The sequence below is a fragment of the Neobacillus drentensis genome, assembly GCF_036962765.1.
GTDB classification, from domain to species: Bacteria; Bacillota; Bacilli; order Bacillales; family Cytobacillaceae; genus Neobacillus; species Neobacillus drentensis_C.
This window is the reverse complement of sequence record NZ_JBALOS010000011.1, coordinates 33,652-45,742: the sequence shown is the minus strand read 5'-3', so window position 1 is coordinate 45,742 and position 12,091 is coordinate 33,652. Positions and strand designations below refer to the sequence as shown.

Here is a 12,091-nt window from a genome sequence, read left to right as displayed (position 1 = left end):
GTGCGTCCTCATTTCAATAATAATCCCCGCAGCCGTGATAATCGCCGGTCCGGCCCAGATGAGCGCATATTTACGCAATAGGTTTGTTGCTGCCTCATCCTTTGCATGGTGGGCATACCAAGTCAAAAATACTGCTGAGATATATAACACCGCTGTCAGACTAAGGACCACTATACTCCAGGATAACGGGCTGGTAAACAATGCCCAATAATCAAGAGCAGGGACTGCATTTTCGATTTTCACGAAACCGCCCTCCGAAATCGACAAGACGCTCGACAGTGATGCGGGAATAAATAATCCCGTTAACCCGTATAAAATCGTGTAACGCTTGTGCCGGAGTCCTCCGTACGTTGTAAACGCATAATATGCCCCTCGAATCGCCAGCAGAATAATTGCGATACTTGCTGGCACAAGGAGTGTGGTCCCGAAGTAATAGGCTGTTTTAGGGAAAAAACCTACCATTCCGACGAAGAAAAACACCAAGAACACATTCGTGACTTCCCACACGGGCGATAAATAGCGTTGAATAATCTTAGTCAAAATATGCTGTTTGCCTGTTACAGAACTAAAAGCGTTAAAAAATCCTGCTCCGAAATCAATGGAAGCAATGATAATGTATCCAAAGAGAAACAGCCCTAATGCAGAAATACCGATGATTTCAAGTGTCATAATATATCACCTGCTTTCTCAGTAGCCCGGTCGGCCAGTTCCTGTTCGACCGGATTCTTCCGGAACATCCTCCACAGGACAACCACGCTTCCGATCCCGAGGACCAAATAAAGCCCCGCAAATAACATCAACATCAGATCCACTTGATCACTGGTCGTTGCTGCCTTTTTGGTCCGTAAAATCCCTCGTAAGATCCACGGCTGACGGCCGACCTCGTCCAGCCACCAACCTGCCTCAATCGCCAGGATTGAAAGAGGACCGCCTAGGACAACCAGCCACCGAAACCATTTGGACAAAACAAAACGCCATTTACGCCAAGTACCTACTATATACACCAACGAAAGAACAGTCATCCACATCCCGATGGTGACCATCGTATCAAATAGATAGTGTATATAAAGCGGCGGCACTTCATCTTTCGGAAATTGATCCAGTCCAATCACTTCGGCATTTGGAACCTCATGAGCTAAAATGCTGAGGGCAAAAGGAATTTTCAGGGCATATTTCACTTCCCCATCATCAAGAACACCATAAAGGATGAGCGGAACACCTTTCCCTGTTTCAAAATGCCACTCCGCCGCAGCTAATTTTTCAGGCTGGTATTCGGCTAAATACTTTCCAGAGAAGTCTCCTAAAAGAGCAGTGGCTACTGAAAAGACGAATCCAAGTTTCATGGTTAAGAACAAGGCCTTTTTATGGTATGTATGATTTGATCCTTTCAAGAGCCGAAAGGCACCAATGGCAGCGAGGACAAAAGCGGAAGTCATATAGGCCGTGACAACCACATGAGCAACTTTTGTAGGCATCGCGGGATTAAACATCGCTAAAATGGGACTCACATCTACGAGCTGGCCATTGACCACATCAAAGCCCTGCGGCGCATTCATAAATGCATTAACGATTGTTATAAAGACGGCTGAAAATGAGGCCCCTAAAGCAACTGGAATCAGCAGGAGTAAATGCTTTTTCTGATTTTCAAACCGGTCCCAAGTATATATGTATATCCCTAAAAATATCGCTTCAAAGAAAAATGCAAATGTCTCCAAAAATAATGGCAGAGCTATCACATTACCTGCTAACTGCATAAAGTTCGGCCATAGGAGGGAGAGCTGCAACCCGATAGCGGTCCCAGTTACAACACCAACCGCTACCGTAATCACAAATCCCCTCGTCCATCTCCGCGCTAATAAAATATAATGTTCGTCCTGTTTTTTGATTCCAACCCATTGAGCAATCATAATCATTAGCGGAATTCCGACGCCAATGGTTGCGTAAATGATATGAAAGGACAAGGTCAATTCGGTCAACACACGGCTATAAAATACGGCTTCTTCATTACCCATTTCACTTACCACCCTTCTTATCCTGAAAACAGCCGTCCAATGATCGACAGCCCCATAATGGATGCCACAATAAAGGCAAGCCAAATGAGCTTCCGTTCTTGTTTTTTGTAAATAAAAATCCCCCCTGACTACTTAGCTAAATCCATATCATATATATCTCTTATATAACATTCCCAAATTTATTACAGAATATAGTGAACAACTGATGAATGTATCCTCCGCCTGGTCACAATAAAATGAGGGCTATGTTGGTCAGTCCACAACGCCCTCCATAGCCCCGCTTTTCAGGTTTTTTTCAAGACGAACAGTCAGAATCAATCCAAATTTATGCATGCCTAACATAAGGATGCCCGCAAACATTTGGTCAAGTCTTGTATTAAAGGGAGAAGGTAGAAGATCGAGGGAACTTAATTGACTTAGTTGTGAAGGTGAGATACAAAGATTTGCGGTGAGTTGTGAAAGAAGAGGATTATTCATTCCACCTATCAAAGCAGTAACAATAAATAGCAGACAGGCTGGCATAATGACGAGCCCGCTTAGAAATAAATACCGTTTCTTTTGCTCTTGTGAATGATCGTTCTTCGGGTCAGGGACGGTTATCGGCTGCCACATCCTAAATGAAAGGACCAACAGCACAAATAAGTACCCATTATGGACAAAGGCGGTTTGAGAAAGGAAAGTTAACACTATTGGGAAATGGTATATTAAGAACAAGGCCCCGAACGCAAATAAAGCAACTTTCGAAGGTAAGACGAACTTATTGACTTGCTTCGAAAGGGAATGCTTTCGAATGGTTTCGATTAACGGATATGGAATGCCTAATACAAAAAGTGGTGAGATAATAAAATATAAAATACTCATTTGAAGCATGTGCAAGCTAAACGACAGATGACTGATGGTTTCAAACGGGCTGCCAAAGGTTACGTACATGATAACTAAACTGAGGAAATATAGCAGGGGTTGTTTTTGATAAAGCTTGATGTTGGTATAGATTACTACCACATAGACATAAATGGCAGCAAGACAGATTAGGCAGGCTAGTAATGGCATATTCCACAACCATTGACCTTCAAGCCACATAGCATAGAACATGAATTCCCCTCCCTACACTCTTTTAAGCAGCAAATAACTTTAGATTTTATGTTTGATTTGCTGAATTATGACAAAAAAGAAGAACCATATCGGCTCTTCCTCTCTCTTATTCTGAACTTATTTATTTGCTATCTGACTGTGTTTTACTTGAATGTTGGTTTTCCGCTCCAGGCGCGTGCGGTTCGCGGAGCCTCCTCGGCGCTATGCGCCTGTGGTGTCTCACCAGCCCCATACTCCCGCAGGAGCCTTCGCGCCTTCCGCTCCAATCAACTTGCTTTAAATCAACAGTACCCATTAACACAGCCTTCTATTTTAAAGTATAGTCCCTCTTTTGTGAAAAACTATCAGTTTTTGAGATAAATAATTTAGCATTGTATATAAAAAGGTACTTATTAAAACAGCCAGGTCGGTTTTTACCCTCGATGTGATCGTATCATTATTGACGAGGAGCCATTGAACTAAATTCTCCCCCATCGTATAGGAGATGAAATAGCAGATCAGAATGACCAAAACAAACCGGAGTAATCCATTTAAGACTGAAACATCACTTCTAAAGGTAAAACGACGATTCAAAAAGAAGCTTACACATGCGCCAACAGAATTCCCAAGAAAGGTAGACATCCAATAGGAGAGGCCAAGACCATGCAACAGGAGATACATCACTGATAATCCAACCATAGTATTAACCAACCCTACCATAATAAAGCGGACTAATGTAAATTTCATACTCTTCCCCTGCTTAAAACAGGTTCCTTCTGCAGCTTTTCTATGACCTTTACAGTAAAGAGATCAGTTTCAATCGCATACCTAGGACGCTGCTTAACTTCAAAATATATTTTACCAATATACTCGCCGATGATCCCAATGCCCATTAATTGCAGTCCGCCTACAAACCAGATGGAGATGATTAACGAAGTCCAGCCCGTTTCCGTATGTCCTAAAGCCTCTTGGATTAAGGCATATCCGCCGGCAAATGCACTTAATATCACTGCAAGAAAACCTAAAAATGTAACAAACCTTATTGGTGCAACACTAAAAGAAGTTATCCCATCAAAAGCAAAGGCAAGCATTTTTTTCAAAGGATATTTTGATTCACCCGCAAGCCGTTCTTTCCGGTCATAGTAGACTTTTGTGGCAGCGAATCCGACAAGAGGAACAAGCCCCCGTAAAAATAAATTTCTTTCCTTATATTTTAACATTTCGTCCAATGCCCGCTTACTCATAAGCCGAAAATCAGCATGGTTTGGAACGAGTTTAATTCCTATTTTCTCCATGAAACGGTAAAATGCCAAAGCAGTGGTCCGTTTAAAGTAGGTATCCGTATCCCGGCTACCCCTCACACCATAAACGATATCAATCCCTTCCCAGTACTTCTCGACAAACATTCGAATCACACTTATATCATCCTGTAAATCAGCATCAATGGACACGATACAATCTGATTGTTTATTGGCTGTTTCAAGGCCAGCTATGAGTGCGTTCTGATGTCCAACATTTCCTGCCAGCTTCAACCCTTTTACAACGAGATTATTCTCACTTTCAGTCTCGATAATTTCCCATGTTTGATCCTTGCTGCCATCATCTACAAATAGTAGTTTACTATCCTGTGAGACAAGAGACTCCTCCATTAACTCCTTTAACACTGTTGATAATTGAAAGATCGTTTCTTTCAATACTTCTTCTTCATTAAAGCACGGTACAACTATTGTTAGTACAGGCTTATTCATATCGAATTCCTCCTGCAGCAATTATTTCACTTGATAGAGATATATCTTCCAAGCCGAGTCTTTTTGGTCGAAAGTCTTTTTGAGTACAAGGCCGTTTTTTTCCTCATTCATGATTGGCACTGCCGAGAGGATAAATTGACCTCCCATTTGTTTGAATACGGTCATATTCAGCTGTAAATCGTGAATCTTAGTCTTAGAATCTTTTTTATATTCATATTTTTTCCCTAATTCTGCAACAAAAATGTAGCATCTCCCGCCCCAATGATCAAAGTAATTCTCCAAGGTTGGGCTCTTATCCAATTCTTTTGCAATGATTTTCCGAAACTCATGTTTATACGTTAATGGATAGAAGTTATTATAGGTATCTAAGGTGTAAAACCCGTTATACTGAGCTATTGCCGGGTGGATCCCGATACTAGCCACTCGATAGCTGCTTTGCGGTTTTCCAATGTATTGTTCAATTTCTTTGAATTGAGTGGTTGCATAAAATTGTTTAACCGTTGGTTTCCCTGCTACTCGATAGACGATTTCATCGTTTGCTGCAAACAGTACAATGAGTTGAATTATTAGACATATTTTTACGAATAACTTCCATCCTTCTCCTTTCCTCCAAAGAAGAAATCCACCCACCGCAAACATTAAGTAGATAACGAGAGGCCGCAGAAAATGAAAGCGAGCAAAATTGAATGTATTAAGGATAGAAAATTGTTCTTTAAGCGGCTGCCAACCTTTATAAAACCAAAAGGCATACCAGATTGAGAGAATAATATTAAAAATGAACAGGTACAGGTACCTTTTTTCAAAAGTGTCTCGCCCTTCCTTCTTCCCAATCAATGCGACTGCAATGAAAGAAAGCGGCACAATCACCACGGTATGAAGGGTCAACACATGCGTATGTCCGAGAAAATAGTTTTTGAACACGAGACGGATCGTGTGCCAGAAACCAAGAGTAGAACTGACAAACTCATTTCTACTGGTTGGCGCCTCAGGAAATACTAAGGAAAAGACAAGGCGGTACTCAATCAGTAGATAAATGATCGTCATTAGCAAAATACTGCTAAAGAAAATCCAATTCGGTTTCCGTTTAATAAGAAAGTCCCTCAGCCATAGGATTCCCATCGCAAATAAGAAGAAGAAAAATCCTAAAACAAAGCTAGAATAGAGGGGCAGCAAAATAAGCGTAGCCCATTCTTTCCAGGTATGCTTTCCCTCTCTTATATTCATAAACGCCCATAGTGCAAGCGGCATTCCAAGTGTACTAAGCATTCCGGAAGGCCAAAAAGGGGTCAATGCAAAAGCAAGTGATACCCATACTCGTATCGGATATGCCTCTGCCGCAGTAACAAAGTGCTTCTTAAGCAAAAGATACATTCCGACAAATGCAAAGATTCTTGTTATTAGTTGACTAAGCGCATAGGCAAGCATGGAAGGGAGTATGTTATGCAGCCACTCTATCCCGCTAAATTCTGTCCCAAAAGCATTTCTTGGCAGACCGTTTATGACCTGTGGGATCACTGCATGAATAGATCCAAATAATTGACCACTATTCTTCAGTACTTTATACCAAGCAATATTCGAATCAAGGTTATCATGAACCCTTATATGGGCATTTTCTCCTAAAATAAACAACGGAGATACATATAAGATTAATAGACATGAGGCTGCCCACAGGTTCCTTATTTCAGGACTCAAAGATGTCCATCGTTTCATTCATCCACACCACTCTACAAAAACAAAATTTTTTACGAATAAATATACAACGCCTCATTCGGTTGCCTATCTTTTTCTGACCATATTGGTCCTTTTCAAAAGATTACTTTCCATTTTCTCATAGAAATCAATTAACCAAATGATCGCTTTGTTTATTGCCCCGAATCGAAGGGTTAAGAAATGGATGGCATAAGCTACACTTACCCCTATGAGCATTCCTGCTACCACATCCAAAGGATAATGTACTCCTGTCCAAATTCGGGACAGAGCAATTCCTGAAGCTAAAACTAACCAAAACCAGCCGACTCGTTTTTTCCACATCCAAATAACTGTCGCAATCACGAATGCCGCAGTCGCGTGGTCACTTGGAAACGAGGCATTTTTTACGTGAGGGATTAGCCAATTTACATGATGGCTGACAAACGGACGATCACGGTAAAAAAAGTGGCCTATTTCTCCATTTATACTTAGCGCAACACAAGCAGCCAGAATGGCCTCAATGACCATTTTTCGATTGTGTGGCTTAGGATAAAACCAATAAAAAATGATTCCAGCAAAAAATAAATACTCTGCTTTTTCTGCTAAAAATATCATGATTGGGTTTAAAAATCGCTCACTTATGGCAAGGTGATTGATTATTTGAAAGATACCATAGTCTAAGTGTGACATCTTAACTTACCTCCGGATCAACCTTTTTGTTTGTATTATGTTCTTGCTATATGAAAACTTTCAGACTGATAATAGGATTCCGACGGTCTCCTACTCGTTTTTTGGTAAAGAAGTGTTTCTATCAAATCAACGATTTCTCCCGGCTTTTCCGCATCTATTCCCTGCTGATAAGAATCGACCGCATGCTCCCAGCGATTCATTTTTTTCTGATCCTTTAATACACGAAGCAACTGTTTTTCCAATGAAGATTTCTGATCAAGCTCAAATATGAGTTCTTTTCTATTTAAATATTGAAGATTTATTTCTTCCTGTCCTGGAAGTGCGGAATGAACAAAGATTGGCAATCTTTTTCGAATTGCTTCACTTATAGTAACACCACCAGGTTTTGAGACAATTGCATCAACTTCTTCATAAAGTATATTCATTTCTACCCTGGAAGAAAGATAGGTTAATGGTTTGATATGCTCTAGATTCCACGAAAGGAGTTCATCATAAAGCTTCTTGTTGTTCCCACACAATACAAAGAAGTCTAAGTTAGAGGAGCCTTTTAGCTCTTCAGCTAACTTTAACATCCCGCCTAAACCACTATTACCTCCGGAAAGTAAAATTTTGAGACGATCATTGTGTTGTTTCCGATTGGGGGTTTTTGAAATTTCTTCATGGACAGGTATACCAGTGACAATCATTTGTTGGTTCGGAATTTGATATTTTCTGCCCAGTCTTTCTTTGATCTCTTGACTAGGGAGAAGATGGAGATCGATACCCTCTCTTCCCCAAACACTATTAATAAAGAAATCTGTATATACGTTAATAATCGGTATGTCGCATTTCCCCTTCATTTTTAGCTTACTGAGAAGATAGGAAGGAAATCCATGCGTACAAACCAGTAAATCCGGTTTTTCCTCTGCTAACAATTGCTCCATTTTTTTTAAAAAAAGCGGTTGGTACCATTTGAATGACTGTTTTTTAGTTGGTGATACGTAAAAAAAACTTTTATAGGCAAGATTATATGTTTCTGGTGCATAGCGAATCCAATTTAGATAGCCATGTGTAATCACTTTTTCTAACGATTTATTCGTATAACTTAACAAGTCTATTTTTTTTACATGAAGGTCTTCTGTATGATTTTTTAAAAGATCCATTAATGCTTCAGCGACTTGATGGTGTCCCGACTGCATTTGTAAGAGTGGTAAAAACAAAATCTTCTTCACTTATTCCATCTCCTGTTCTACTAGAGATCATTCCTTGAAAAATACTGATTTCTAACTTCCCCTTTCAATGTATCACTCATTTCATGAAAAACTGGGTTTTTAATGGATTTTTAATCTTACCTTCAGCTTTTTTTTAGCTTGGTTGTAAATCGCAAAAAACCCGAAAAGATATCTTTTCAGGTTATGGTTTATTTTGTCCTATATAGCTGATTTTGTTTTTTTCTCTTTATATATTTAAAAATAACGAATAGCAAAAAAAGAATAAAAAAGATAAATCCTACATATGGAACATAGTCTGGATTTACATGGAATATCTTTCCGGCATAATAACCTCCTACAATAAAAGGGATTGTCCATAGTAGAGTTCCTAGCAGCGAAAATAAGAAAAAACTCCGAAATGGAATGTTATTAATCCCAGCAAAGTATGGGCTTATTTGCCGGATACCTGGCAGATAAAAACCAATCAGGATGGTCTTACGTACATTTTTCGTATATTTACGATTTACTTTTTCCCAAAGGTCATCGGTAATTCCTACATATTTGCCGTATTTTTTTATAAAAGGGGACCCAAGATATTTTCCGACCGAATAGGCAGTCTGCATTCCAATAAACGCTCCAAGAATGGAACACAGTATCGCTAGCCCCAATGAGATCTTATGATGTAAACTCAGCACTCCTATTAAAAAGAGCAGCGATTCTTCAGGAGCAGGAATGCCCACAATACCAAAAAATAAAAATATAAAAATGACTAGGTAACCATAAATATCAATATAATGAATAATTGTTTCTACATTCATAGCAGCCTCTAAAAGTTAACTTCTTTTAATGTGATAAATTCTGTTCCCTTATTAACGTTTTCTTGTAAATAGTTTTCTAAACTCTGAAGCATATATCGTGGCGCCAGCCTATCCGCACCCATTGTTTCTCCACAATCATGAAGCAACAACACGGATCCTGCTTCAGTTGTTTGAAGCAATTGATCAAGCAGTCCGTTTTTGCCTTTCGCTACCTTCCAATCTCCGAAGATATCCGACCACATAATCACTTTATACCGCTTACTCAAAAATAGGCTGGCCATATTAAAACTACCCCAAGGTGGCCGATAAAAGGTTACTTTTTCATTCGTGCATTGGGTGATTGCCTGTTCTGTCATTTGTAGTTGCTTTTTTAAATGAAAGGGTGAGAGAATCCAACTGGAAATATGTTTATAATGATGAATACCAATGGTATGTCCCTCCTGACTCATCCGTTTAATAATGTCAGGATAGGCTTCCACTTTACTCCCAACCACAAAAAAGGATGCCTTTACACCGTACTTTTTCAAAAGATCAAGCAATTGTGGTGTGTATTCAGGGTTGGGGCCATCATCAAACGTTAATGCGATCGCAGGGGCATTTATCCTTTTTGTGATTCCTCGTCCACTACGACGTATGAGTATGGTCGGCAATATGGCATACATTAGAAACAAAATGAATAAAAGAATCAAACTCACTATTATAATTTTTAGCACTCTAAAAACATTTCCTTTCCCTCTTTCCGTTTTGGTAAGAACAGCTCCACCTCTGTCCCGATTCCTTCCGTACTTTTTACGATAATATCTCCTTGATGCTGCTTCATGATATTTTTGGCAATCGACAACCCTAGGCCTGTCCCGCCTGTCTCCCTGCTTCGGGCCTTGTCCACACGGTAAAAACGTTCAAAGACGTTTTCTATTTCACACTCAGGTATGCCAATCCCGTAATCTTTTACGGTAATGATGGTCCATTGTTCCTTATCCGCTACATACACATCGATCTTATCTGTACTATATTTAATTGCGTTATCGATTAAGATAATGATTGCTTGTTTTAGTTTGACTTCATCCGCGATAACTGTAATGGCCGTTTCATTAAAATGGAGATTTATTTCTCGCTTATAGGCACTTTTAATCTGTTTGAATAAATTCTCACACAAGGATACTAAACTGATTAATTTTGTTTCTAAACCGCTTCCTGATTCTGTCTCAGCTAAATCAAGAAACCTTTCTGTCATTTTTTGAATTCTCGTTGCTTCGGAATGGATCGATTCGATCGCATCATGGGTAACCTCTTCATTTTTTAGTCCCCGTCTTAGCAGAAGGTCGGCATAACTTTTGATTACTGTGAGCGGGGTTTTTAATTCATGCGAAGCGTCTGAAATAAATTGTCTTTGTTTTTCGAGGTTGACCTCTAATCTGCCAATCATCCGATTAAACGTAACAGCCAGTTTTTGCAGTTCATCCTTTGTTTCATGTTGGATGATAATTTTCTTCGGAATACCACTTTTTTCAATATCTTCCATGGTATTAATCATATTAGAAATTGGCCTCATAATCAGATTCGACAGCCATCTGCCCCCAAGCAGCGATAACACTGCACCTAAAACAGTACAAAAGGTAAGGATGGACAGTAATAAGTCTTTTCCTGTTTCCAATCCTTCCAATTTCTCCCCAAACTCTAGTGTTCCTACAACCTGTCCATTCGATTCAATCGGTACCCTGACGATGGCAATTTGTTCTTCTTGATGTTTAAGTCTAATGGTACGTCTTTCCGTCCCATCTTTATTAGCAAATTGCGATTTTATTTTAGCCGCCAATTGCGGATCATTCGTCACTTGATTAACAATTTTTGAATCTGGTTGAACGATCCTTATAAAGGAATGGGTTGTTAAGTAGGGTGTTAATTTTTCATTAATAACAGCCCGGGAATCTTCCTTGTCGATTTCATTGATCAAATAATCAGCCTTTTGAAATAGTTCATCATCTTCCATATTGACAGTAATTTTCATAAATGAAAAAAAGACAACCGCATTCACAGCAAGTAACACACAAAGTATCCAAGCGGTGGTAATAAGATTTATTTTTGTGGTAATCTTCATTTGCTTAATTCTCCCTTATCGTATAACCAATTCCCCTTACCGTCTGAATAATCGTCGGATCCGAAAAACCTTCTTCTATTTTCTTTCGTAAATGTCTTATAAATACATCGATGACATTCGTTTCCCCTTCATATTCATAGCCCCATACATGAAGGAGAATGCTGTCCCTCGTGACAATTTTATTTTTATTGGATAGCAAATAAACAAGTAAATCAAATTCCTTGGGAGTTAACGTAATCGGAACCTTCCCCCTAGTGACCTCTCTCATATCAAGATTAACGGTTAAATCACTTATTTTTAAAAAGGAGTCCTCAGCTTGTGCAGCCTTGACCACAATCGAACTTTGACGAAGACAAGAGCGAATTCTTGCCAATAATTCCTCCATTTCAAACGGCTTTGTGATATAATCATTCGCTCCCTGGTCTAGTCCTGCGACCTTATCCATTGTCATATTACGGGCTGTTAATAAAATAACAGGGATGAGATGATTCTCTTTCCGTATTCTTCTTAAAACCTCAATGCCATTCATCTCAGGCAGCATAACATCCAATAGGATTAAATCCAATTTTTCATTTAAGGCTGCCTGCAAACCTGATTTCCCGTCATAGGCAATAATTACTTCGTAATCCTCATACTCAAGTTCGATTTTTAATATCTTGGCGATTTGTTTCTCATCCTCTACAACCAAAATCCGCTGTTTCATTATCACCCCTCCTTTTTAATTCATTAGCTCTGTTAAACTTGCCTGTTGATTGGAACGAAAGAAGCTTAGCTT

At 39.4% G+C, this 12,091-nt stretch carries 12 protein-coding genes; all 12 read right to left on the bottom strand.

The window, feature by feature from the left end:
• On the bottom strand, positions 1-669 hold a 669-nt coding region (locus tag V7137_RS02800), incomplete at its 3' end, for a cytochrome d ubiquinol oxidase subunit II (protein ID WP_335696649.1).
• The gene (locus V7137_RS02795) at positions 666-2,012 is read right to left on the bottom strand and encodes a cytochrome ubiquinol oxidase subunit I (RefSeq protein WP_335696648.1); all 1,347 of its coding nucleotides are present in this window, start codon (positions 2,010-2,012) and stop codon (positions 666-668) included. The genes V7137_RS02795 and V7137_RS02800, both read right to left, overlap by 4 nt.
• Before the next feature lie 252 nt (positions 2,013-2,264).
• A complete protein-coding gene (locus V7137_RS02790) occupies positions 2,265-3,104 on the bottom strand; it encodes a cytochrome c oxidase assembly protein (RefSeq protein ID WP_335696647.1) in 840 nt (279 codons plus the stop codon).
• Between the two features lie 312 nt (positions 3,105-3,416).
• Positions 3,417-3,830 carry a GtrA family protein gene (locus tag V7137_RS02785; protein WP_335696646.1) on the bottom strand — a complete coding sequence of 138 codons (414 nt, stop codon included), beginning with the start codon at positions 3,828-3,830 and terminating at the stop codon, positions 3,417-3,419.
• Positions 3,827-4,831 (bottom strand): glycosyltransferase family 2 protein, encoded by a 1,005-nt coding sequence (locus V7137_RS02780; RefSeq protein ID WP_335696645.1) that lies wholly within the window; start codon positions 4,829-4,831, stop codon positions 3,827-3,829. Before V7137_RS02780 ends, V7137_RS02785 begins: the two co-directional genes overlap by 4 nt.
• 21 nt (positions 4,832-4,852) lie before the next feature.
• On the bottom strand, positions 4,853-6,541 hold the full coding sequence (locus tag V7137_RS02775; RefSeq protein WP_335696644.1) for a DUF6044 family protein: 1,689 nt from the start codon (positions 6,539-6,541) through the stop codon (positions 4,853-4,855).
• A gap of 66 nt (positions 6,542-6,607) precedes the next feature.
• On the bottom strand, positions 6,608-7,210 hold the full coding sequence (locus tag V7137_RS02770) for an undecaprenyl-diphosphatase (protein ID WP_335696643.1): 603 nt from the start codon (positions 7,208-7,210) through the stop codon (positions 6,608-6,610).
• A 35-nt stretch (positions 7,211-7,245) separates the two neighbouring features.
• Positions 7,246-8,421 (bottom strand): MGDG synthase family glycosyltransferase, encoded by a 1,176-nt coding sequence (locus tag V7137_RS02765; protein WP_335696642.1) that lies wholly within the window; start codon positions 8,419-8,421, stop codon positions 7,246-7,248.
• Between the two features lie 188 nt (positions 8,422-8,609).
• Complete coding sequence (locus V7137_RS02760; protein WP_335696641.1) at positions 8,610-9,218, bottom strand: DedA family protein; 609 nt, start codon at positions 9,216-9,218, stop codon at positions 8,610-8,612.
• Positions 9,219-9,226: 8 nt separating this feature from the next.
• The gene (locus V7137_RS02755) at positions 9,227-9,931 is read right to left on the bottom strand and encodes a polysaccharide deacetylase family protein (RefSeq protein ID WP_335696640.1); all 705 of its coding nucleotides are present in this window, start codon (positions 9,929-9,931) and stop codon (positions 9,227-9,229) included.
• On the bottom strand, positions 9,925-11,316 hold the full coding sequence (locus V7137_RS02750) for a sensor histidine kinase (protein WP_335696639.1): 1,392 nt from the start codon (positions 11,314-11,316) through the stop codon (positions 9,925-9,927). The genes V7137_RS02755 and V7137_RS02750 overlap by 7 nt, the downstream gene beginning before the upstream one ends.
• A gap of 4 nt (positions 11,317-11,320) precedes the next feature.
• Entirely contained in the window at positions 11,321-12,019 is a 699-nt protein-coding gene (locus tag V7137_RS02745; protein ID WP_335696638.1) for a response regulator transcription factor, read from the bottom strand.
• Between the last annotated feature and the right edge of the window lie 72 nt (positions 12,020-12,091).

Coding starts and splice junctions, on each gene's coding strand:
- V7137_RS02795 (WP_335696648.1), bottom strand. CDS start 2,012: ATGGGTAATGAAGAAGCCGTATTTTATAGCCGTGTGTTGACCGAATTG.
- V7137_RS02790 (WP_335696647.1), bottom strand. CDS start 3,104: ATGTTCTATGCTATGTGGCTTGAAGGTCAATGGTTGTGGAATATGCCA.
- V7137_RS02785 (WP_335696646.1), bottom strand. CDS start 3,830: ATGAAATTTACATTAGTCCGCTTTATTATGGTAGGGTTGGTTAATACT.
- V7137_RS02780 (WP_335696645.1), bottom strand. CDS start 4,831: ATGAATAAGCCTGTACTAACAATAGTTGTACCGTGCTTTAATGAAGAA.
- V7137_RS02775 (WP_335696644.1), bottom strand. CDS start 6,541: ATGAAACGATGGACATCTTTGAGTCCTGAAATAAGGAACCTGTGGGCA.
- V7137_RS02770 (WP_335696643.1), bottom strand. CDS start 7,210: ATGTCACACTTAGACTATGGTATCTTTCAAATAATCAATCACCTTGCC.
- V7137_RS02760 (WP_335696641.1), bottom strand. CDS start 9,218: ATGAATGTAGAAACAATTATTCATTATATTGATATTTATGGTTACCTA.
- V7137_RS02750 (WP_335696639.1), bottom strand. CDS start 11,316: ATGAAGATTACCACAAAAATAAATCTTATTACCACCGCTTGGATACTT.
- V7137_RS02745 (WP_335696638.1), bottom strand. CDS start 12,019: ATGAAACAGCGGATTTTGGTTGTAGAGGATGAGAAACAAATCGCCAAG.